Raw genomic sequence first — 22585 nt, 5'->3', positions numbered from 1 at the left:
CATTTAGATTTGCTATTAAGCAGGGTCATGGCTTACCACTCCTTTCACATTGCTGATGATCTTATCTGGCGCGCCCCGCTTTACCGGCCCTCTTCTGAGCTGGCGGAGGCGTTACGCGAAGCATTTACCACCCATCGCGCGCATTTTCATGACATCATTCGATTGAATGAGACGCCGCCAGACGCGGCGATGACGCTGGAACAATGGGCGCATCCCACCCGCCTTGCTTCTCTGATGGCTATCTATTCCGATCATATCTATCGTAACCATCTTACGCAGCCGCGTGAGGCCAAGCCGCTGGTTTCGCTCTGGGCGCAGTGGTATCTGGGTTTACTGGCGCCGCCGCTCATGCTGGCGCTACTGACGCAGCCGCAGGCCATCGCCGTTACGCCTTCGCATATCCATGTTGAATTCCATGAAACCGGTCGAGCCGCCTGCTTCTGGCTGAACGTGCAGGAAGATCACCTCGCCAGTGCGTTATCCGCACGCGAACGTATTGAGAAGCTGGTGACAGAGTGTTTGCAGCCGGTTGTGAAAGCGCTTGAGGCGACCGGCGATATCAACGCGCGGCTTATCTGGAGCAACACAGGCTACCTGATCAACTGGTGCCTTGGCGAGTGGAAGGGGTTTCTTGGCGAAGAGACGGTAAACGCCCTTCGCAAAGCCTGCTTCTTTGAAAAACAGCTACGCAACGGGCAGGATAACCCACTTTACCGCACCGTTGTGCTGCGTGAAGGTTTGCTGGTTCGCCGCACTTGCTGTCAGCGTTACCGTCTGCCGGACGTGCAGCAATGCGGCGACTGCACCCTGAAATAGATAACGGCGGGTCTCCCCGCCGTCTTTAATTACGCCACCTGGCGCCCCTCGGCTTCCGCCTCTTTTTGTGCATCCGCTTCCGCCGCTTCCTGCGCCAGCAGCTGTTTTTCATACACTTTAAAGAACGGGAAGTAGATGACGGCGGAAATGACCGCCAGCACTACCACCAGGATAGCCGCACGAAAATCCCATCCCAGCCCCCAGGCGGCGCCAATAGGCGCAGGCGCCGTCCACGGCACGACCGAAATGACGCGCCCAATCAGGTCAAGCTTCATCGCCGCCCAGGCAATGATAGCGTTAACCATCGGCGCCAGCAGGAATGGGATAAAGAAGACCGGGTTCATCACGATAGGCGTACCGAAAATAACCGGCTCGTTGATGTTAAAAATGCTTGGCACTACGCTCAGACGGCCAATCGAACGCAGATGCACCGAGCGACTGCGCAGGTAGCAGAGCACCAGTCCCATGGTTGCGCCCGAACCGCCCACCACGATAAAGAAAGTCCAGAAAGCTTCCATAAAAATATGCGGCAACGGCGCGCCCTGCGCCAGCGCGCTCTGGTTCATCCCAAGGTTTGTCAGCCAGAACATCTGCAACATGCCTGAGACAATGGCTGCGCCGTGAATGCCGGCAAACCAGAGCAGGTGGCCAATCAGCACCGCCAGCAGGATCGCAGGCAGCGAGTCTGCTGCTGAAACCAGCGGTTTAAAGAGGGACATGATCGCCTGTGGGATCAGCATATCGAACTGCGTCTGGATAAACAGGCTCAGCGGATAAAGCGTCAGCACGACCACCAACACCGGTATCAGCAGGTCGAAAGAGTTTTTAATCATCGGCGGCACCTGATCCGGTAAACGTATGCCGATGTTGTGCGCTTTCAGAAAACGCATCATCTCTACACAGTAAATCGCCACCAGAATGGCAGTGAAAATGCCGGTACCGCCCAGGCTATCGACGGGTAAGGTGCCTTTGGTTTTCGGCGCCGCAACCAGCAGAAAAGCCATCAGCGACAGCATGGCGCACATAAAGGGATCGAGCTGATGGGATTTAACGTAATGTTTGCCCAGGTTATAGGCGATAGCGGCGCAGATATAGATAGACATAATGCCCATCGTCATATCAAACGGCGTCAGGATTTGCCCTTCAAATTGCTTTGCGAGATCAAGCCAGCTGCGCGCGAACCCCCAGGTGGTGTCCGGCGAAAAAGGCGGATAGGCGAAAACCAGTAAAAATGACCCGACAATCATAAACGGCATGGCGGAAATAAAACCGTCACGAATGGCCATTACGTGACGTTGGGAAGAGATGCGCCCAGCAATAGGGCTAACATAATTTTCTACAAAGCGAAAAATCACATTAAAGGCGGCATGGTTGGCAGACATAGCGGCTCTCCTGTCAGGCTAATAACGCGAGTGCGTCAGCGAGAATTTTGTCGCCGCGCATCATTCCATAGTCCATTGAGTTAATTACAGATACAGGTATCTGGCTGGTGGCTGCCTGTGCCCTGCATGCCTCAAGATGTGTTTTAACCTGTGGCCCCAGCAGGCAACAGTCATAACGGGAAAACGACTCCGTGAATACGTTAATGCCCGCCGCGTTAAGCTCCACAGCGATATTCTGCTGCTCTGCGGCCTGCCTCATACGATTCACTACCATGCTGGTCGACAAACCAGCGGCACAGCATACAAGGATACGTTTCATAGACGGCTCTTATTATTTAAGGGATACAGAGGGTGGTTACGGAACCAGTATTAATCGCCCGGAGCCGGGCTGCAACCGGTTACAGTAACCGGTTTCTGTGATTGTGAAGAAGATCCAGAAAACACCGACTTGTTACCGGTGGGTTAATCAATAACAATCATCAGCCCATTCTGGTTTATATCAGCAAAGGAAAGTCTTCAGCAGGAGAAACACATGAGTCTGGAATCTGTACGGCAGTTTTTCGCCGAGAAAGCCCCCGACATCGACATTATTGAACTCAACGAAAGTACGGCGACCGTCGCGCTGGCCGCCGCCGCGCATAACGTTGAACCAGGACAGATAGCCAAGACCCTGTCGTTAAAGGTAAGGAACGAGATTATCCTTATCGTGGCGAAAGGCGATGCCCGACTGGATAATAAAAAGCTCAAAGCCGCCTTTGGCGCTAAAGCGCGTATGCTGAGCAGCGATGAAGTGATCACCTGGACTGGCCATCCGGTCGGCGGCGTTTGCCCTTTCGGCCTGGAACACCCGCTTGCGGTCTATTGCGATGTATCGCTTAAGCGTTACCAGGAAGTGTTACCCGCCGCTGGCGCCATTCATAGCGCCGTGCGCATCTCCCCTTCTCGCCTTGCAGAACTGACCGAGGCGCAGTGGATAGATGTCTGCCAGTAAAAAACGATGTTGCCGCGCAGCCTGATCCTGAACCCTTCTGAATGGGCAGGAATAAAAGTGGTGAGAAAAAAGCTCCGGTCAGATCCCCTGCCGGAGCCTGAAAATCAAAAAGGGGTAGCGCGATGAAGCAGCATATCTGCCGCGTTAAGCAGGCCAGCATCTGTATTGACGCCGAGTTTGAGCATAGCGTTGAACTTATGAGCGCGAATCGTCTTGATGTTACGCTCCAGCTGAGAGGCAATTTGTGAAATAGAGTAGCCGTCTGTCAGATAACGTAAGATTGTACGCTCTGTTGGGCTTAAAAGGCGCGGTGCCGCTTTTACCGGGTTAGCCTTATTAGCGCCTTCACTGTTTTTGGGATTGTCACCCAGCGCTGCGAAAATATTTTCTGCAAAGCTATTAAGCGGCACGGATTTATCCAGTACGCCATGAAATGAGGTTAAGGAAAGTTGGTTTATCAGCCGCGCTTCCGCTTCGTTGTTCGCCATCACCAGCCGCTTGACTTTCGGGTGGTTTTTTACCATTTCACCAAAAAAGGTAAGACATTCGCGCCGATGCTCACGCGTACCCGGTAAAGAGAAGATAACGGCGGAAAAAGATTCTGCTTCTTGCGCCGCAAGAAATTCTGCCGGCGTCGTAAAAGTGAAAACCTGATAACGCGGCCTGCGATTTTGTTGCAGCAATACACTGACCCCCGCTGCGCTCATCACGCAGCTTTCAATAAGGGCGATTTTCACTTCTGATGTGATAAATTCCATTCTGCCTGTTCCTTTTGCAGTGAAAGCAAATTCAGTTCTTTGACGCCCTGAAAGCTATTAATCCAGGCGTACATTTCCGCATTACCTTTTAGCGATAAGCGTTTCATAGCGCTGTTCTTCTGAGCGCTGATGGTTTTATTACTTTTCTTAAGCAGTTGGGCTATCTGGTTAATACCCCAGCCTTTTCCCAAAAGGCGTAATACTTGTCGTTCTGAAGAGGTTAAAGTACAGGCCGTACTAACTTGACCAGATATTTTTACCTCGTGAGGAGAAAGCAATAACTGACTGATACGTTCTGCGCGCTCGCTGCCAAGACGTATAGCTTCAATCAAGCCTTCAACCGATTCCGTCGTCGCCAGCAGCGTAGTTTGAGGACGCATTAAATACTCTACCGCCAGGCTGAATACGTTCTTCGGCACCATAAAAATCCAATGGATGCCCGGCAGTTGGGCGATAAGCCGATAGCAGGCTTCACATTCCGCCCGGGCATCGTCTGCTACTGGCGGGATTTCCTGAATAATCAGGTTGGCGCACCGCATTACCAACGGAGAAAGCCCACAACTGCTCTGATAATGATGTAATTCCATGTCAGGGAAATGGTGGGTAATAATGGCTTTAAGCCCGTTATGCATAACGGGTAACGCGCTGATAATAATTCCCTGCTTGCAACGTCCTGGTATCATATATCCTCCGGCTAAACCCTTCCGGCAAAAGCATGACGACTAACTAATAACAACGCTTATAATAATGAGATGATTAAATATAAAAAGAAAAGCCATTAGGCGTTATTGTTAATAAAACGCGCCAGGGCTTTTATTCAAAACAGACAATTAAAATTCATCCGGGATGAGCGTCAGTAGTTTATGAAGCCTCCAGGTGAGTGTCAATGCGTTAAAAATAACAAAACCGCCCTTCTCTACACACTGATATACTCTTATTTAAAATAGTCAAAACCATGTGGATTAATACACATTAAAAAAGGAAAGTTTTAATAAGTAATATCGCAATTAGATTATCTAAAACAGAGTTTTTAGTTTAATTATTTCTTTAGCAAAGCGTTTACCGCGCCCGCATCGCGAAACGCCTTCGGCGTAACGCCAACCGTACGGCGAAAAAAACGGGAGAAATAGGTGGCGTCGCTAAACCCCAGATAATCTGAAACCTGGCTTATCGTCATGCTGGTATAAAGCAATGTGCGGCGGGCTTCCAGCGTGAGGCGCTGGTGAAGAAGATTTAACGCGCTGGCGCCATGAAACTCGTGACATAACGTATTGAGGTGCGTGACGGAGAGCCCAAGCTTTTGCGCATATGCCGTTACAGGCCATTGCTCACGGTAGTGGCGTTCCAGCAGCTTTGAGAACTGGCGCATCGCCGCCTTGTTGCGTTTGGGCCGCTCCGGCAGCGCCTCGCTCTGGGCGCACTGTCGATTTAGCCAGACCAGCAGCGCGCTGATAAGCGAATGCAGCATCATCTCGCGCGCCAGGTTGTCGCCTTCATATTCGCTCTGCAGCGTGCTGAATAAAGCATTAATGCGATGGCGCGACGCTTTTACCGGCAGACAGCGCGGCCGGGTAAGCACTTCCAGCGGTTGTCCGAAACGTTGCTCAAAAAGCGCGACCAGCGGAGAAGAAAAGGAGAGCGAGTAACCCTGCGCGCCCGGCGAAAATTTAAAGCTATGCACGCAGAGCGCAGGCACGACCTGAATACAAGCCTCAGAAACGCGCCGCTTTCCTCCCTCAATTTCGATTTCCGCACTGCCTGTATGCAGATAAAGCAGTTGAACGATATCCGCATGCTGATGGATGCGGATATGCCATTCATAAAGGCTGCTGCGGCTGTGAATGGATTCACAGTGCAGCAGATCCGGCGTTGGCCAGTTAAGGCTTTCGCCATAAAGCGTAAATACGGGAACCGGCGTTACAGGCTTCATGTTCTGACTTCTTCGCTCATTTTTAAAGAGTGTAGAAAAGATCCTGCCGATCACCGCACCGCTTCAAACGGCAGCCCCACGTAGTTTTCAGCGATGGTGGTAAGCCCGGCCTGCGATCCCAGGAAATAGTCGCGCTCAGCCTGTTGCATCCGGCGGTCAAAACCGCTTTGCTCCTGAAAATCATGCAGCAAACGCGTCATAAACCAGCTGAACCGCTCCCCCTTCCATACCCGACGCAGCGCCAGTTGCGAGTAACAAGCCAGCAAGTCCCGCCTTCCCTGATGGTAAACGCCGCATAAAATGCGGTAGAGATAATTAACGTCTGACGCCGCCAGATTTAGCCCCTTCGCCCCTGTCGGCGGAACGATATGCGCCGCGTCGCCCACCAGAAACAGCGAGCCGTACTGCATAGGCTCCACCACAAAACTGCGCAGCGGCGCAATGCTTTTCTCAAGCGAAGGGCCGGTAACCAGCTTACCCGCAAGATCTTGCGGCAGGCGGCGCTTCAGCTCATCCCAGAAGCGATCGTCGGACCAGGCTTCGGCTTTATCGGTAAGCGGCACCTGCAAATAGTAGCGGCTGCGCGTTAGCGAGCGCTGGCTGCAAAGCACAAAACCCCGGTCATGGTGGGCGTAGATAAGTTCATGGTGAATGGGCGGCGTATCGGCAAGCAACCCCAGCCAGCCGAACGGGTAAACGCATTCATATTCCCGCAGTACGTCTGTGGGTATCGCTTTGCGCGAAACGCCATGAAATCCGTCGCAGCCGGCAATGTAATCGCAATCAATGCGGCACGGTTCGCCGTCCTTACTAAAAGTGACATACGGCTTATCACTTTTAAGGTTATGCAGCGCAACGTCACTGACATTGTAAAACGTTGGCGCGCCGGCTTCGCTTCGCGCCTGCATCAAATCACGCGTGACTTCAGTCTGGCCGTAGACCATGACCGATTTGCCGCCGCTCAGGGCTTTGAGCGGCACCGGAATACGCCTGCCCTCGACCAGAAATTCAACGCCGTCATGCACCAGACCTTCGGCGTCCATACGCTGATGCGCGCCCGCTTCCCGCAGCAGCTCGACAGTGCCGCTTTCCAGAATGCCGGCGCGAATGCGGCTAAGCACATAGTCCGGGGTCTGGCGTTCAAGAATAATGTTGCTGATGCCAGCATTATGCAGCAACTGGCCAAGCAGCAGGCCGGACGGACCGGCGCCAACGATCAGAACCTGAGTCTTCATAGGGTCGCTCGCCTCGGAAAGGTGATTGAAATGTTATTTTTATGTTTCACAAATGAGTGAAAATGCATTTTTCACCGTTCTCCATGCGAAAAGAAGGTCAATTTCGGGTTAAAAGTTGCACTTTTCGACACTCACACAATTTTGCGGACGGGTTCAAATTTTCCACCTCCAGGTAAAAACATCTGCAACCCGCTGAAAATTTGATCTGCCTGCGCCCGTGCCGTTTCAGCCCTGTGCTACAACCTTTTTTCGCCTTTTCGCGCCCCGGGCGCCTTACTTAACGGCAAGGGTCAACTATGGAAGTTGAGTCTTCATCGCAACGCGATATCACCCGCCTCTGTATTGAGTGCGGACTTTTCCTTTTACAGCACGGCGCGGAAAGCGCGCTGATAGATGAACTCTCTACCCGGCTTGGGCGCGCGCTCGGCATGGATAGCGTCGAGAGCGCCATCTCAGCGAACTCCATCGTGCTGACTACCATTAAAGACAACCGTTGCTTAACGACCACCAGAAAGAATGTCGATCGCGGCATTAACATGCATGTGGTAACCCAGGTGCAGCGCATCGTCATCCTGGCTGAACATAAACTGCTGGATTATCGCGATGTGGAAAAGCGCTTCGCGCAGATTAAACCGCTGCGCTACCCGCGCTGGCTGGTCGTGTTGATGGTAGGCCTCTCCTGCGCCTGTTTTTGCAAAATGAACAACGGCGGCTGGGACGGCGCGCTGGTCACGTTGACCGCCAGTTCCCTCGCCATGTACGTTCGTCAGGTGCTGACCAGCCAGCACCTGCATCCGCAAATCAATTTCTGCATTACCGCTTTTGTCGCCACCACCGTATCGGGGCTGATGCTACGGCTGCCGCTTTTCGCCCAGGTGCCGACCGTAGCAATGGCGGCCAGCATCCTGCTGCTGGTGCCCGGCTTCCCGCTTATCAACGCGGTAGCGGATATGTTTAAAGGCCATGTGAATACCGGACTTGCGCGCTGGGCTATGGCGAGCATGCTGGCGCTGGCGACCTGTATTGGCGCGATAATCGCGCTGGCCTTATGGGGGCTGCCAGGATGGGCATAATAAATATTGCGCTGATTCTGCTGCAGGATATGGTGCTGTCGGCAATTCCCGCGGTGGGCTTTGCGATGGTATTTAACGTGCCCTTGCGCGCGTTGCCGTGGTGCGCGCTGCTCGGCGCTATTGGCCACACGTCACGTACGGCGATGATGCTTTGCGGCCTCAACATTGAGTGGAGCACTTTTCTCTCGGCGATTCTTGTCGGCAGCATCGGCATTCAGTGGTCCCGCTGGTATCTGGCGCACCCGAAAGTCTTTACCGTCGCGGCGGTGATCCCGATGTTCCCCGGTATTTCCGCCTACACGGCGATGGTCTCCGCCGTTAAGCTCAGCCACTTTGGCTATGACGAGGTTTATCTTATCGCGCTCGTCACCCACTTTCTGAAGGCGTCGTCCATTGTCGGCGCGCTTTCCATCGGTCTTTCGTTGCCGGGTTTATGGCTTTATCGTAAACGTCCGCGCGTGTGAGCCGCCCGACTCTCTTTTTGGTTTAACGCAGAGAATTGCCATCGCGGGCTTGTGCATCGCGCCCGCGCTGCCATAATCGCCCTGCTCATCCCTGCGGGACCAAGGAGTTGTAGTGGAAAATCATGATGTTTACCTGCCCACGCGCTTTGACGAAGCGAGCCTGAAAGAGAAGATTTTCTTCAGCGCCATTGAGCTGTTTGCCGAATACGGCCTTAACGGCGCGCGCATGGAGCAAATTGCCGAAAAGGCGGGCACCACCAAGCGCATGGTGGTCTACCACTTTAAAACGAAAGAGCGGCTCTATGTGCAGGTGCTGGAGTATGTCTATACCCAAATCCGCGCCAGCGAAAAAGCGTTAAACCTGTCGGCAATGCCGCCGGTTGAAGCAATGGTGCAGTTGGTGGAAGCCAGTTTCGACTACCACGCCGCCCATCCGGATTTTGTTCGCATCATTTGCATGGAGAACATGCAGCGCGGCCGTTATATGCGAGAATCGGCCTGGATCCGTGATATCAACCGCAGCGCCCTGACGCTGCTGGAAGAGATCCTGGCCCGCGGCCAGGCGCGCCAGCTCTTCAGCAAACAGGTTAACGCCCGCGACGTTCATCGCCTGATAAGCAGCTTCAGCTTTCATCACGTCGCCAATAGCTATACTTTTTCTATGCTGTTTGAAGAAGAGACCGACAGCCGCGCCCAGCTCGACTATTACCGGGAGATGGCCGTCCAGGTCGTTCTGCGCTACATCTGCCCGTAAAAAATAACTTGCAATTAAATTGTGCGCTATCTATATTGAAAACCATGAAAACGACATTACCTGCTGACGAAGAGACAACGCTCCGGCTGGATAACCAGCTCTGCTTCGCGCTTTACTCCGCGAGCCTTGCGTTAAATAAGCTGTACCGGCAATTGCTGGCGCCGCTTGGCATTACCTACCCGCAGTATCTGGTGTTGATGGTGTTGTGGGAGCAGGATGACATTACCGTCTCGCAGATTGGCGAGCGACTGTTTCTGGACTCCGCTACGTTGACGCCGCTGCTGAAGCGGATGGAAAGCGCGGGTTTGTTATTGCGCCAGCGCTCACGCGAAGATGAACGCCAGGTCGTCGTCACCCTGACCGGGAACGGACGCGACCTCCAGGCGAAAGCGCTATCGCTGCCGGAATCGGTGCGTTGCGCCGCGAACTGCGACATTGATACGCTGGTTAGCCTGAAGACCCAGCTTGAAACGTTCCGTGACAGCCTGAATAAAGCTTAACGCCCTCCTGCGGGAGGGTTTTAAAAAAAACACATGTATAGCGCGCTATTTTATAGCTCGATATTTTTGCCCTAAAACGAAACGACGAGGAACCTGCCATGTCATTAGAAAAAGTGATCTACACCGCTAAAGCAAAAGCCACCGGGGGCCGTGACGGCCGCGCCACCTCCTCTGACGGCGTGCTGGACGTGAAGCTTGGCGTGCCAAAAGAGATGGGCGGTATGGGTGGCGACGTTACCAACCCGGAACAGCTTTTTGCCGCCGGCTACTCCGCCTGTTTCCTGGGCGCGATGAAGTTCGTTTCTGCGCGCGACAAAATCGCCATGCCGAAAGAAGCGTTTATTGAAGGTGAAGTGGGCATCGGACCGCTGCCGACCGGCTTTGGCATCGAAGCGAAGCTGAATATTCACCTGCCGGGAATGGACGCAGCGGAAGCGAAAAAACTGGTCGATGCGGCGCATATTGTTTGCCCTTATTCCAACGCGACCCGCGGCAACATCGACGTTACGCTGAACATCATTAGCTAACTCGCTGCATTACTTTAAAATACTGCCCTGCCGGGGAAATACAGGCGCGTAAGTCGACTTGCGCGCCTGCGTTTTTTTTCAGCATATCTGCCCTTTCCTGCGCCTGCGGCCTCAAACACGCAGCCCGACTGTGCTACTATGAAGCCATAAACGCTATGATGCGTTCCCCCTCAAGCGAATCTTAGCTAACCCGTTGATTGAGATAGTTTTATGTCTTCCAGAGTATTAACCGCAGACATCGTCGACATTAACGCCTTCCGGCGCGATCCCGACAGCGTGCTGGCGCAGGCCGAACGCGGCGCCGTGGCGGTTTTCGATAACAATGCGCCCGCTTTTTACGCCGTTACGCCGGAACGCATGGCGGAACTGCTGGCCAAAGAAGCGCAACTTGCCGCGCCGCAAACGGATGTCGTCCTGGATGCGCAGCTGTATGAAGAGTTTGTCGACCCTGCGCAGCCTGTCCCTGCGCCGGCGGGTAAATTTCGCATGTACCTGGGCTGGCAGCCTGACGCGGAGTTCCAGCGCATGGCGGCGCTATGGGGCATCCCGCTTGCTCAGCCAGTCACGCCGCAAGAGCTCGCCTCTTTCGTTACCTACTGGCAGGCGGAAGGCAAAGTGTTTCACCATATCCAGTGGCAGCAGAAGCTGGCGCGCAGCGTGCAGATGAACCGCGCCGCCTCTGGCAATGGAGCGCGACGCGATGTGAATACCATCCCGCAACCAGACGACCACATTCCTGACGGATTCCGAGGTTAACGATGAAAAACGTCACTGACCTGATGGCGCGTCTTAAGCGGCTTATGCCGCCTGACGTGACGCCCGCGTTTAAAACCGGCGAAGAGCTACTCGCCTGGCAGCAGGAGCAGGGACGTCTTCGCTCAGAAGCCATCGAGCGTGAAAACCGGGCGATGAAAATGCAGCGTACGTTTAATCGCTCCGGCATTCGCCCGCTGCACCAGAACTGCTCCTTCGACAACTACAGAGTTGAAAATGAGGGGCAGATGAATGCGGTTAACAAGGCGCGCCAGTATGTCGAGGCGTTTGATGGCAACATTGCGAGCTTTGTGTTTGCAGGCAAGCCAGGAACCGGTAAAAACCACCTTGCCGCTGCTATCTGCAATGAGCTGCTGCTGCGCGGCAAGTCGGTCATGATAATCACGGTGGCCGATATTATGTCCGCGATGAAAGATACCTTTGGCAATCGTGAAACCAGTGAAGAACAGCTGCTTAAGGATCTCAGCAACGTTGACCTGCTTGTCATTGACGAGATAGGTATGCAAAGCGAATCGCGCTACGAAAAAGTAATAATCAACCAGCTTGTGGATCGCCGTTCCTCCTCCAAACGTCCCACCGGCATGCTCACTAACCAGAACATGGAAGAGATGACCAAGCTTCTGGGTGAGCGCGTGATGGACCGTATGCGCCTTGGCAATAGCCTGTGGGTGAATTTCAACTGGGACAGCTACCGCAGCCGCGTCACCGGCAAAGAGTATTAATTTTTACGCTCCCGCCCACGCCTGGCGCTTATCCCCCCCGATGTCGCTGAATACGCTTCGCCCGCACCGCCCGCTGCCCGCGGCGGGCGAAGGCGTGAGTATCAGCATCGCTCTGCGCGAAGCCGATGACCAGCGCCGTTTTGGTAAAACGCGCCCTGCCGCCTAAGAAAAAACTGGAAAGTGCCGTTGTGCAGGCCGTTTTGCGAATTAGCGCGCAGTGAGAGCTTATTTACGCCGTCAGCGTCGTTATACTCGGGCCAGTTTTCCGGCGTTATTGCCATAAAAGAGAGTAAGCGTGATGAAAGCAGTGAAAAGTATTTGCCTTGCGGCGATCGCCGCTGGCTTTATGTGCGGCAATGCCCAGGCCGCCAGCTGGCAGGAATCCCTTTCCAGCGCCGCCAGTCAACTCAGCCAGCAGAGCAGCAGCGGCGCAACCGCCTCCACGACCCAGCAGGGCGGCCTTTCGCTCTCCTCGCTCACCGGCCTGCTTAACGGCGGCGCCTCAACGCTGAGCGCCGAAACCATGCCTAACGCGGCAGGCATTCTGCAATATTGCATTAAGCAGAAGCTGGTCTCCGCCACCAGTACGGAGAATATTAAAAATCAGGTGATGGAGAAGCTTGGCATCACGACGCCGCAGGAGCAGCAGCAGGAGCCCGATTTCCTGCAGGGCGCTCAGGGCCTGCTTGATACAGGCGACGGCCAGCCTTTAAACCTGAACAACATCGGCACCACGCCGCTTGCCCAGAAGGTGAAAACCAAAGCCTGCGACATCGTGCTAAAACAGGGCGTGAATTTCCTCTCCTGACGCCTCTTCCGGCGCGCGTCGCCGCGCCGGGTTCGCTTTTTCTCCCCTCGCTTATCTGGCTTACCACGCGTCCTGAAGCCCCTGCTTATTTCGTATTGACCGCATGGTGCAAACCGCCAGACAGGAAAAAGGCTAACAGGCGGCAAAACGCCGCCGCACAGCGATGCGATACGCGTCAAAAAATAACGTATCTAAACCAATTCCGAACAACAGCACAAAACCATGACACTAGAATTGCAGGAGCGTGACAGCAAAGTTAGATTGTAGCGCTAAAAAAGTGGAATTAAGCCTGTCGGCGTGAGCCGTCTGTGAGGGTGCGGTAGTGTCAGAATTGCTTTCCGTGGTCTTTTTTCTCGCCTCCGTGGCGATTTACGCGCTAAAAGCGGGCCGCAATACCTGGTGGTTTGTCGCCACGCTGGTGGTGTTAGGGCTGTTTGTCATCCTGAACATTACGCTTTACGCCAGTAACTATTTTACCGGCGACGGCATTAACGACGCGGTGCTTTACACCCTTACCAACAGCCTTACCGGCGCAGGCGTGACCAAATACATTCTGCCCGCCGTCGGGCTTATCGCCATCCTGGTGGCGGTGTTCGGCCTGCTCGCCTGGATATTGCGCCGCCGTCGCCATCCGCATCACCTTGGCTATAGCCTGTTGGCACTGGCGCTGGCGCTCGCCTCGGTGGACGCAAGCCCGGCGTTTCGCCAGATAACCGAACTGGTGAAATCGCAAAGCCGCGAAGGCGACCCTGATTTCGTCACGTATTATAAAGAGCCGAATAAAACGATCCCCGACCCGCAGTTGAACCTGGTGTATATCTACGGCGAAAGCCTGGAGCGCACCTATTTTGACGATCAGGCGTTCCCGCAGCTTGCGCCGGAACTGGGCGCGTTGAAAAACGAAGGGCTGGATTTCAGCAAAACGATGCAGCTCCCCGGCACCGACTACACCATCGCCGGTATGGTCGCCTCCCAGTGCGGCATTCCGCTTTTTGCGCCGTTCGAGGGCAACGCCTCGGCCTCAATGTCGAGCTTCTTCCCGCAAAATATCTGTCTTGGCGATATCCTGAAAAACTCCGGATACGAAAACTACTTTATGCAGGGCGCGAATCTGCGCTTCGCCGGCAAAGATGTCTTCCTGAAATCCCATGGTTTTGACCACCTGTACGGCGCGGAGGAGCTGAAAGGCGTGGTGGCGGACCCGGCCTATCGCAACGACTGGGGCTTCTATGACGACACGGTGCTCGAGCAGGTCTGGAAAAAGTATGAAGAACTGTCGAAAGCGGGCAAACGCTTTTCCCTTTTCGCGCTGACGGTGGACACCCACCATCCCGACGGCTTCGTCTCGCGCACCTGCCAGCGTAAAAGCTACGCGTTCGAAGGCAAACCGAATCAGTCATTCAGCGCCGTAACCTGCAGCCAGGAGCATATCGCGGCGCTTATCAACAAAATCAAAGCCTCGCCGTACTTCAAAAATACGGTCATCGTGGTCTCTTCCGACCATCTGGCGATGAACAACACGGCTTATAAATACCTGAGCAAGCAGGACAGGGAAAATCTGTTCTTTATCCTGCGCGGCGATAAACCGCAGCAGGACGTGGTGGCGGTGAAGCGCAGCACCATAGACAACGGCGCAACGGTGCTGGATATCCTGGGCGGCGACAACTTCATCGGACTGGGGCGCAGCAGCATCTCCGGCCAGTCGCTCTCGACCGTGTTCCTGAACATGAAAGAGAAAGTGCTCGCCTGGAAGCCGGACATCATCCGTCTGTGGAATTTCCCGACCAAAATCGATGACTTCACGGTCGATCAGCAGAAAAAAACCATCGCGTTCTCCGGCAGCCGCTTCCACTTGCCGCTGCTGCTGCGCGTTGCCGATAAGAAAATAGAGCCGTTGCCGGAGAGCGAATACTCCGCGCCGCTGCGCTACCAGCTGGCGGATTTCGCCCCGCGCGATAATTTCCTGTGGGTGGATAACTGCTACAAGATGGCGCGCCTCTGGGCGCCGGAACTGGCGCTCTCTACCGACCTCTGCGTCTCGCAGGGCCAACTGGGCGGCGAGCAGAAAGTGCAGCGGGTGGATAAAGCCATCTGGCAGGGCAAAGCGGCGTTTCGCGACACCGTCATCAGCACCGACCACTACCAGCGCAACGTCGACCTGCTGAAAATCGTCGATAACGATATTCGCTACAAAGCCGACAGCTTCGTCTTTAACGTGGCGGGCGCGCCGGAAGAGGTGAAGCAGTTCACCGGCATTTCGCGTCCGGAATCCTGGGGGCGCTGGTCAAACGCGCAGCTCGGCAATGAAGTGAAGATTGAATATAACGCGCCGCTGCCGGAGAAATTCGACCTGGTTATCACCGCGAAAGCCTTCGGCCCGAACGCCAACAAACCGATTCCGGTGCGGGTGGGAGACAAAGAGCAGACGTTGACGCTTGGCAACGATGTCTCAACCACCACGCTGCATTTTGAAAACCCATCGCGCAGCAACACGCTGGTCATCGTGCCGCCGGACCCGCAAACCACTAACGAGGGTAATATCCTCGGCCACTCGCCGCGCCAGTTGGGTATCGGCATGGTGGATATCAAAGTGGTGAATGTCGAAGGGTGACAGACCGCGCCGCTGGCCCTTTACGCCAGCGGCCTGACGCCGTTTCTGCCTCGCCGCACATGCTGCTATGCTGCTCTTTTCCTTTTCGTACGCGAGAACGCCATGACCACGCCTTCCCCTGCCGAACTGGCCGCTGCTTTTCCCTTACTGAACGATCTTATCGCCCTGCGCGAAACCGCCTGGTTTAACCCCGCCGCCACTTCCCTTGCTGAAGGGCTGCCTTACGTCGGGCTGACGCAAGCCGACGTGCGCGACGCCGAAGCGCGGCTGGCCCGCTTTGCGCCTTATATCGCCGAGGTGTTCCCACAAACGCGCGCCACACAGGGGATCATTGAATCGGAGGTGGCGCCAGTGCCCGCCATGCAAAACGCGCTGGCGCAGCGTTACGGTCAGCCGCTGCCCGGCGCGCTGTGGCTGAAAAAAGACAGCCATCTGCCTGTCTCCGGCTCCATTAAAGCGCGCGGCGGCATCTATGAGGTGCTGGCTCACGCCGAGAAGCTGGCGCTGGAGGCGAAGCTGCTTAGCCTTCAGGATGATTACCGTAAACTCGCCACTCCCGCCTTTCGTCAGTTTTTTAACCAGTATCGCATCGCGGTAGGCTCTACCGGCAATCTGGGGCTGTCCATTGGCATCATGAGCGCAAAGCTCGGTTTTAACGTGAGCGTGCACATGTCCGCCGACGCCCGCCAGTGGAAAAAAACGCTGCTGCGCGAGCATGGCGTAGAGGTAGTGGAATACGAGCAGGATTACAGCGTGGCGGTCGAGCAGGGGCGCAAGGCGGCAGAGCGCGATCCGCGCTGCTTTTTCATTGATGATGAAAATTCCCGCACGCTGTTCCTTGGCTACGCGGTAGCAGGGGAAAGGCTTAAACAACAGTTTATACAACAAGGCGTGACCGTGGACGCCGATAACCCGCTATTCGTCTACCTGCCCTGCGGCGTGGGCGGCGGCCCAGGCGGCGTCGCCTTTGGTCTGAAGCTCGCTTTTGGCGACAACGTTCACTGCCTGTTTGCCGAACCCACGCACTCTCCGTGCATGCTGCTTGGCGTGCACACCGGCCTGCATGAGGCGATTTCCGTTCAGGAACTGGGCATTGATAACGTCACGGCGGCCGATGGTCTTGCCGTTGGTCGCGCCTCCGGCTTCGTGGGGCGGGCGATGGAACGGCTGATAGACGGTTACTTTACGGTAGCCGACGAAACGCTGTTCGCCCTGCTGCGCCAGCTCCATGAAGCAGAACATATTACGCTTGAGCCTTCCGCGCTGGCGGGCATGCCAGGCCCATGGCGGCTGACGGCGGATTACCTCTCCCGTTTCACCACGGCGCAGCTTAACAACGCCACCCATTTGGTCTGGGCCACGGGCGGCGGCATGGTGCCGCAGGCTGAGCGGGAAAAATACCTGCAAGGCCAGCGTTAAGATCATCACGCGATCCTGGCGGTGTAGCCGGGATCGCGTTTTTTATCGCCAGCAATGTACATTTGTATTCATTGATGTACATTCATGAACATTCCATACCAATGAAATGGCGATATGAAACTCTTTCCTGATGAACGGCAGACCATCATTCTTAACATCCTGAAAGAGGATGGCAAAGTGATGGCCGCCGACCTGGCGCTGCGCCTTGGCGCCACCGAAGCGACCATCCGCCGCGACCTGCGTGAGCTGGCCCGCCAGGGGAGATGCAAACGCACCTACGGCGGCGCGCTGCTTCCCTCCCCCGCCAGCGGCACGCCGCAGATGCGCCTTGCGGTAAGCGCAGATGAAAAGCAGGCGCTGGCGCAGGCGGCGCTGCACATTCTCTGCCCCGGCCAGCTGCTCTATCTCGATGCGGGCAGCACGCACCTGCTGCTGGCGGATTTGCTGCCGCGCGACAGCGACCTGACTGTCGTCACCAACAGCGTCGATATCGCCGCCCGGCTGCTGGCGAAACCGGGTATCCGCACCATCATGCTGGGCGGAGAGCTGAACGAGCAGGTCGGCGGCGCGGTGGATATTCGGGCGCTTGAGCAACTCAGGCCCTTTCGCTTTGATGTCGCTTTTATCGGCGTCTGCGCCTTTGAAACGCAGAGCGGCTTCGGCGCGCTGCATTATCAGGACGCGCAGTTTAAGCAGCAGCTTCTGGCCCATACAGGAAGCGTGGCGGTGTTGTGCAGCAGCGACAAACCCGGCCGCTTTGCCCCGTACCATTTCATGGGCGCAGCCGATGTCGATTACCTCATTACCTCACGCAACGCGCACCTGGAGATGGAGCTGGACGTTCGCCAGCACGGCGGCGCGGTGCTTCATGCCCTCTTACCTTCGGGAGAAAATGTGAATGAAAATCGCCCATGTCGCACTGTGGACAACTGATCTCGACGCGCAGGCCCGCTTCTGGGCCGACTGGTTCCATGCTGAAGCAGGCGAGCTTTACGTCAGTAAAAACCGCCCGGGCTTTACCTCGCGTTTTGTAACGCTGTCGGAAGGCGCCACGCTTGAGTTGATGTCGCTGCCCGCGCTCCCCGACGGGCCTGCCGATAAAGAACATGGCGGCTGGGCGCATATCGCGCTGGACGTCGGCGATAAACAGGCGGTAGACCGGCTGGCGCACCGGGCGAAAGAGGCGGGCATTCTGCTGAGCGGGCCGCGCATGACCGGCGACGGTTTTTACGAAGCGGTATTGAAAGACCCGGACGGCAACCTTGTCGAGATCACCGCAGGCTAAAGACAATAAAAAACCCGCGCTGCGGGGCAGCGCGGGCCGGTTTTGCTGAAGCAAGATTATTTGCGCAGCAGCGGATCGTCATCCTCTTTCAGACGGTCGCTATCGGTATCGGAAAGGCGGTCGGCGCCAGATTTATCCACTTCCACCTCCTGGCGGCGCACCGTATCTTTCACCGTTTCTACCCGCTCGTTGCCTTCGGTGCGCAGGCCTACTTCTTCACGCACGCGGGCGGTTTTGTTCACCGTCGGCACTTCATGAGACTCTTCCACTTCGATGGTTTTTTCCGACCAGTCAACGTCGTTCAGGTAGGCGGGTTCGTCTACCGCATGGCGGAATACGTCGGCATGCTGATCGAAAAGCGAAATATCCTCCGAGACATCTTCTTCCACGGTGTAACGACGCAGACGCACGACACCATCGCTCACGCGTCGTTTGCCAATTTCCACCTGCTCTTCTGCAAGCTTCAGCGTCTCATCGCGGTCGGCACCGCTTATCGCGCCAGCCGCTGTCGGTACGGCGCTGCCCGGCGTGCCGTAGCCGCGGTTAGCAATATCGTCATCATCCGCTATGCCTGTGCGGCCAGTCAGATCGCGGTTGCTAATGTCATCATCATCCACCAGCCCCGCGCCAGTACGGCCCGTGACATCGCGATCGCGCAGGGTATCGTCATCCACGTAATCCGCGCTGCCCTGGCCGGTCAGGGTGCGATCGCGGGTTAAATCATCCGCATCCGGCACCGTATCGTCGCTTGTGCCGGGCACTTTTTCAGACGGATCGTTAATGGTGCCGCCCGCCACGCCTGCGCCTGCTGCGCCGATGCCCGCGAGGCCGCTGTTCAGGCTGCCCGTCGTGCGGCCGGTGCCGGTCACATCATCGGTTTCGCCCATAAATTCGCGGTCGCGGTCGGCATTTTCCGGGCTTTTACCCACGCCGTAGCCGCCGTAAGTGCCGGAGGAAGCATAATCAGATGAATATTCATCCAGCAGCGCCTCAATACGATCTGCGTCATCTTTATCCACGCGCGCTGTCAGCAGCACGCCGCCCGTACGAATCGCCTGGTTGTACTCTTCTGCGTAATCATCATCCACGTCGTCGCCAAACAACCGCTGCCAGAAGCTTGGGTGGCGTATTTCTTTGTCTTCAACCCGCAGCCGTTCACCTGAGATGATATCGATGTTGTGTTCCGCGATACCCTCTGCAATCAGTTTCTCTTTTGCCACTTCCGCCTGCTGAAGCTGTTTAAAAGCAGTAACGATTTTCTCATGTGCCATAACAGATTCTCCTCGTGCTTCGGTTTTGGGTTACGTTCCGTTTATTCCTCATCCGTGGAAATATCAAACTCCTGGCGTCGTAAAATCACTTTTTCCTGATAAGGCTCGGTCGTTTTCACTTTGCGAATATGAACTTCCTCTTTCAGGACATAACGCCTGATAATTTCGACCTGCTCTTCTATTACCGGGATAATTAATGTATCCCCCTGCTCACGAACCTGCGGAATGTTATTTTCATCAACGGGTTCATTTTTTATGACATGCTCGATGAATACCTGTTCCTGAGATAATTCCGTTTCAAGCATTTTCTCTTCTGAGTGCGTAGTTCGGGTTAAGCGAATACGGCGATCCACAACTTTCGTTTTAGTGATTTCCGCCTGCTCTTCGGCCAGCGTCAGCGCCTGCTCTGCGTCCGGCTTTGTCGTTTCGTTATCATCATGTTTATCTGACATAGCGTTTCCTGGCTCTGGTCGATATTCCCGAACAATATTCGCGTAATAAATAGTCATTATTCAATCACATAGTTATAAGCATAGACTACGGCACGGGGGAAAAATAAAAGCGGAGCGAAAGAAATTGTTAATAAATATAAAAACGCTGTTAGCTTACGTAATTAATAAAAAATCAGAGGGGAAATTTTATTTTTATCGGCACGGAAGGCGAGATTTTACCGCCACGCTTATACATTAATCCGCACAAAAATAAGCGAAGCGAAGAAGCACGCTGTGTGGAAATTATTTCAACGAAACCAGAAAAGCGGCTAAGAATATTCCGGCAATAGTTTTATCGCTGGGCTGAAAAAAGAAAACCCCCGTCACAGGACGGGGGTTGATGGACTTAGCTGAGAGGAATCAGAAGGTTTCCCAGTTGTCACCGCCATCGGCCACTACCGGCTTGCGCGGAGCGACCGGGGCGACAGGCGCTTTGGGCGCAGGCGTCGCCTGAACCGCTTCACGGGCGTCCTGCTTGATGCGGAACACCGTGACAGCCTGCGTCAGGCGGCTCGCCTGCTCTTCCAGCGCCGCCGCAGCCGCAGCGGACTCTTCCACCAGCGAGGCGTTCTGCTGGGTCACGCGGTCCATTTCAGACACCGCCAGGCCGACCTGGTCGATACCGCGGCTCTGCTCATCAGAAGCAGAAGCGATTTCGCCCATGATGTCGGTTACGCGCGTCACCGCGCTGACGATTTCACCCATGGTTTCGCCCGCGCTTTCCACAAGCGTTGAACCCACGTCGACTTTGCTCACGGAGTCGTCGATAAGGCCTTTAATCTCTTTTGCCGCCTGAGCGCTGCGCTGCGCCAGGTTGCGCACTTCGCCTGCGACCACCGCAAAGCCGCGGCCCTGTTCGCCCGCGCGCGCCGCTTCTACTGCGGCGTTAAGCGCGAGGATGTTGGTCTGGAAAGCGATGCCGTCGATAACGCTTGTGATGTCGGCGATTTTCTGCGAGCTGCCCGCGATATCGCGCATGGTCTGCACCACATTATCCACCACTTTGCCGCCTTTCTGCGCCGTTTCAGAGGCGCTCAGCGCCAGCTGGCTCGCCTGACGGGCGTTTTCGGCGTTCTGCTTCACGGTTGCGGTCAGCTGCTCCATGCTGGCTGCAGTCTCTTCCAGCGAAGCCGCCTGCTGCTCGGTACGGGAGGAGAGATCGTTATTGCCGGCGGAAATTTCGCTGGCGCCGCTATAGATAGCGTCCGCGCCGGTGCGCACCACGCTTACCGTGCGTACCAGTTCGCCCTGCATATGGCGCAGGCTATCGGCCAGCTGGCCCATTTCGTTGGTGCCTTCCACGTCGATACGACGCACCAGGTCGCCGCTCGCGATATGGCGAATGCTCTCAATCAGGCTGTGAAGCGGCGCCAGCAGCGCTTTCTGAATGCCGAACCAGACCGCGATAATCACCGCAAGCACAACCGCCAGCACGCCAATCAGGATCCAGATAGCCAGGCTGTAAGAGCCGTTATTGCCATCTACGGCCAGCTGATAGAGGCTGTCGTTCTGCTGCATGTAGTCGTTATATTCTTTCTCGAAGCCATCCTGGTATTTCTGGGTCGGCTGATCGAAGAAGTCATTAATTTTGCCCGCGCCCAGCAGCTGGATAAGCTCGGCCAGCGCGCCGTGATAGATATCGTAGTTGCGCTTGATCTCCACCGCCGCCTGCTCGCTCTGGCGAGGGTCGCGCGGCAGCGCCTGATAGGCCGCCCACTTCTCTTCCGCCTGCTTAAGCGAGGTGGTGGCAATCTGCATCAGTTCGTTAACGGTCGCCCCGCTGCCCATGTTGTTGGCGTCCATCATGTAGCGGATGCCGGCGCGGTTCAGGGTGTTGCGGGTCTGGAGCAGGGCCACCCAGCTGGCATTCAGCGTAGACTGCTGCTGGCGGATGGTTTGCAGAATTGTGAAGTTCTCTTTGTCATTTTTGATGGCATTGAAGAACAGACCACCGGAAGCCATTTGTAAAATCCCAAATAGCCCCAGCACAAATAATAAGCTGGTAACAACTTTGACTCGGTTTAACATGGTTTCTCATTTCCGGTACGACAGAATCACTGGTTTCGGCACATACCGGGAAAACTTTATACAAAATGAAGGGTTTTCATGACGTATCGCCTGTGGTCAGGCCTGTAAACAACCGCGTTCAGATGACGATATAACAAAATGGCGTATCTTCAATGGGTTCCAGCAGTACGTGCCTGTCCCGGCTTTTCGTCTGGTAGTACTTATCTATCAGGTAGCGATCGATTAGCGTTTCCAGCCTTTCGCGTTCAATCGTACGGGTAATGCCAAGCGTCCAGAAGCTGCGCAGATCGATTTCCGACGCTTTGATGCGCGCGCTTTTCTCAAGGTCGAGCACCATGTTGCGCACGCAGCTGGTCGGATCGTTATTCTGCTTAATCTCCAGCGCGATATAGCTGTCCAGGGTCCAGCCTTTCTTGCGCAGCAGGAAGTCGGTGCGCAGCGAGTTGCGTACCGGGTTTTTACGTAAATCGGCGTTCAGCGTTTGCTCGCGCCACCACTCATGCCCGGTGGAAACCAACAGGCTCGAAAACTCAATCTGCAGCCAGACTTCCCAGCCGGTAATGTTGTTCTGGTCGATAATATTGAGCTTCTGGCGAATATCTTCGCGGATAAAAAACGGGTGAAGAAGCGTGCAGAGGTGGTCAAAATCGCGGTTAATCATTTTACTTTTCTGCTGTGCTGATAAAAAACAGCATGTTACGAGCCCAGACTGACAGCGAAAAGCGCGGATAAACCCCTGGCGTTAA

General features: G+C 55.3%; 25 protein-coding genes. 15 read left to right on the top strand and 10 right to left on the bottom strand.

The features are described from left to right. The first annotated feature begins 27 nt into the window (after window positions 1–27). A complete protein-coding gene (fhuF, locus tag IEX01_RS12900; protein WP_188723992.1) occupies window positions 28–816 on the top strand; it encodes a siderophore-iron reductase FhuF in 789 nt (262 codons plus the stop codon). A 29-nt stretch (window positions 817–845) separates the two neighbouring features. On the opposite strand, the gene IEX01_RS12895 is transcribed toward fhuF, so the two are convergent. Together IEX01_RS12895 and IEX01_RS12890 are read right to left on the bottom strand one after the other, a co-directional pair. Beyond that, the gene (locus tag IEX01_RS12895) at window positions 846–2198 is read right to left on the bottom strand and encodes a PTS sugar transporter subunit IIC (RefSeq protein ID WP_024559506.1); all 1353 of its coding nucleotides are present in this window, start codon (window positions 2196–2198) and stop codon (window positions 846–848) included. Window positions 2199–2211: 13 nt separating this feature from the next. Continuing rightward, entirely contained in the window at window positions 2212–2517 is a 306-nt protein-coding gene (locus IEX01_RS12890) for a PTS sugar transporter subunit IIB (RefSeq protein WP_024559505.1), read from the bottom strand. A gap of 213 nt (window positions 2518–2730) precedes the next feature. Between IEX01_RS12890 and IEX01_RS12885 the strand changes: the two genes are divergently transcribed. Then, entirely contained in the window at window positions 2731–3189 is a 459-nt protein-coding gene (locus IEX01_RS12885; RefSeq protein ID WP_024559962.1) for a YbaK/EbsC family protein, read from the top strand. A 104-nt stretch (window positions 3190–3293) separates the two neighbouring features. Here IEX01_RS12885 and bglJ read toward each other — a convergent pair whose 3' ends face one another. The 4 genes from bglJ to pobA form a co-directional block, all read right to left on the bottom strand. After that, entirely contained in the window at window positions 3294–3947 is a 654-nt protein-coding gene (gene bglJ / locus IEX01_RS12880) for a DNA-binding transcriptional activator BglJ (protein ID WP_024559961.1), read from the bottom strand. Further along, the gene (locus IEX01_RS12875) at window positions 3923–4630 is read right to left on the bottom strand and encodes a helix-turn-helix domain-containing protein (RefSeq protein ID WP_024559502.1); all 708 of its coding nucleotides are present in this window, start codon (window positions 4628–4630) and stop codon (window positions 3923–3925) included. Before IEX01_RS12875 ends, bglJ begins: the two co-directional genes overlap by 25 nt. A gap of 356 nt (window positions 4631–4986) precedes the next feature. After that, complete coding sequence (locus IEX01_RS12870; protein ID WP_024559960.1) at window positions 4987–5877, bottom strand: helix-turn-helix domain-containing protein; 891 nt, start codon at window positions 5875–5877, stop codon at window positions 4987–4989. Window positions 5878–5927: 50 nt separating this feature from the next. Then, window positions 5928–7112 carry a 4-hydroxybenzoate 3-monooxygenase gene (pobA, locus tag IEX01_RS12865; RefSeq protein WP_188723991.1) on the bottom strand — a complete coding sequence of 395 codons (1185 nt, stop codon included), beginning with the start codon at window positions 7110–7112 and terminating at the stop codon, window positions 5928–5930. A gap of 296 nt (window positions 7113–7408) precedes the next feature. Between pobA and IEX01_RS12860 the strand changes: the two genes are divergently transcribed. The 13 genes from IEX01_RS12860 to IEX01_RS12805 all read left to right on the top strand — a co-directional run bounded on the left by IEX01_RS12860 (window position 7409) and on the right by IEX01_RS12805 (window position 18049). Further along, window positions 7409–8185, top strand: a complete 777-nt coding sequence (locus IEX01_RS12860) for a threonine/serine exporter family protein (protein ID WP_024559378.1) — start codon at window positions 7409–7411, stop codon at window positions 8183–8185. After that, on the top strand, window positions 8176–8649 hold the full coding sequence (locus IEX01_RS12855) for a threonine/serine exporter (protein ID WP_048887754.1): 474 nt from the start codon (window positions 8176–8178) through the stop codon (window positions 8647–8649). The genes IEX01_RS12860 and IEX01_RS12855 overlap by 10 nt, the downstream gene beginning before the upstream one ends. Before the next feature lie 112 nt (window positions 8650–8761). Then, entirely contained in the window at window positions 8762–9403 is a 642-nt protein-coding gene (locus tag IEX01_RS12850) for a TetR/AcrR family transcriptional regulator (protein ID WP_024559380.1), read from the top strand. A 44-nt stretch (window positions 9404–9447) separates the two neighbouring features. Next, entirely contained in the window at window positions 9448–9903 is a 456-nt protein-coding gene (locus IEX01_RS12845) for a MarR family winged helix-turn-helix transcriptional regulator (protein ID WP_024559381.1), read from the top strand. 98 nt (window positions 9904–10001) lie between these two features. Then, entirely contained in the window at window positions 10002–10430 is a 429-nt protein-coding gene (locus tag IEX01_RS12840; protein WP_024559382.1) for an organic hydroperoxide resistance protein, read from the top strand. Between the two features lie 210 nt (window positions 10431–10640). Continuing rightward, window positions 10641–11186: a primosomal protein DnaT gene (gene dnaT / locus IEX01_RS12835; protein ID WP_024559957.1), complete on the top strand. Its 546-nt coding sequence runs from the start codon at window positions 10641–10643 to the stop codon at window positions 11184–11186. A 2-nt stretch (window positions 11187–11188) separates the two neighbouring features. Continuing rightward, window positions 11189–11926, top strand: coding sequence for a replicative helicase loader DnaC (dnaC, locus tag IEX01_RS12830; protein WP_024559384.1), 738 nt, complete (start codon window positions 11189–11191; stop codon window positions 11924–11926). Between the two features lie 40 nt (window positions 11927–11966). Continuing rightward, on the top strand, window positions 11967–12092 hold the full coding sequence (locus IEX01_RS21710; RefSeq protein ID WP_268237270.1) for a hypothetical protein: 126 nt from the start codon (window positions 11967–11969) through the stop codon (window positions 12090–12092). A gap of 132 nt (window positions 12093–12224) precedes the next feature. Further along, window positions 12225–12734: a YjjA family protein gene (locus tag IEX01_RS12825; RefSeq protein WP_024559385.1), complete on the top strand. Its 510-nt coding sequence runs from the start codon at window positions 12225–12227 to the stop codon at window positions 12732–12734. Window positions 12735–13056: 322 nt separating this feature from the next. Next, a complete protein-coding gene (opgB, locus tag IEX01_RS12820) occupies window positions 13057–15345 on the top strand; it encodes a phosphatidylglycerol--membrane-oligosaccharide glycerophosphotransferase (RefSeq protein ID WP_188723989.1) in 2289 nt (762 codons plus the stop codon). A 102-nt stretch (window positions 15346–15447) separates the two neighbouring features. Next, on the top strand, window positions 15448–16764 hold the full coding sequence (gene dsdA, locus IEX01_RS12815) for a D-serine ammonia-lyase (RefSeq protein ID WP_188723988.1): 1317 nt from the start codon (window positions 15448–15450) through the stop codon (window positions 16762–16764). 114 nt (window positions 16765–16878) lie between these two features. After that, window positions 16879–17697, top strand: coding sequence for a DeoR/GlpR family DNA-binding transcription regulator (locus IEX01_RS12810; protein ID WP_188723987.1), 819 nt, complete (start codon window positions 16879–16881; stop codon window positions 17695–17697). Further along, entirely contained in the window at window positions 17663–18049 is a 387-nt protein-coding gene (locus tag IEX01_RS12805) for a VOC family protein (RefSeq protein ID WP_024559389.1), read from the top strand. The genes IEX01_RS12810 and IEX01_RS12805 overlap by 35 nt, the downstream gene beginning before the upstream one ends. Window positions 18050–18105: 56 nt before the next feature. Here IEX01_RS12805 and IEX01_RS12800 read toward each other — a convergent pair whose 3' ends face one another. From IEX01_RS12800 to IEX01_RS12785, 4 genes are all read right to left on the bottom strand, one after another. Then, on the bottom strand, window positions 18106–19320 hold the full coding sequence (locus IEX01_RS12800) for a YsnF/AvaK domain-containing protein (protein ID WP_229701851.1): 1215 nt from the start codon (window positions 19318–19320) through the stop codon (window positions 18106–18108). 41 nt (window positions 19321–19361) lie between these two features. Next, window positions 19362–19772 carry a YsnF/AvaK domain-containing protein gene (locus tag IEX01_RS12795; RefSeq protein ID WP_024559391.1) on the bottom strand — a complete coding sequence of 137 codons (411 nt, stop codon included), beginning with the start codon at window positions 19770–19772 and terminating at the stop codon, window positions 19362–19364. A 399-nt stretch (window positions 19773–20171) separates the two neighbouring features. After that, a complete protein-coding gene (tsr, locus tag IEX01_RS12790; protein WP_029591313.1) occupies window positions 20172–21839 on the bottom strand; it encodes a methyl-accepting chemotaxis protein in 1668 nt (555 codons plus the stop codon). A gap of 118 nt (window positions 21840–21957) precedes the next feature. Further along, window positions 21958–22500 carry a hypothetical protein gene (locus IEX01_RS12785; protein WP_048887758.1) on the bottom strand — a complete coding sequence of 181 codons (543 nt, stop codon included), beginning with the start codon at window positions 22498–22500 and terminating at the stop codon, window positions 21958–21960. Window positions 22501–22585 lie beyond the last annotated feature (85 nt).

This window comes from Franconibacter daqui (genome assembly GCF_014644275.1).
In the GTDB taxonomy this organism is placed as follows: Bacteria; Pseudomonadota; Gammaproteobacteria; order Enterobacterales; family Enterobacteriaceae; genus Franconibacter; species Franconibacter pulveris.
The sequence above is the reverse complement of the archived record's forward strand: the minus strand, read 5'-3'. Positions and strand labels throughout refer to the sequence as shown.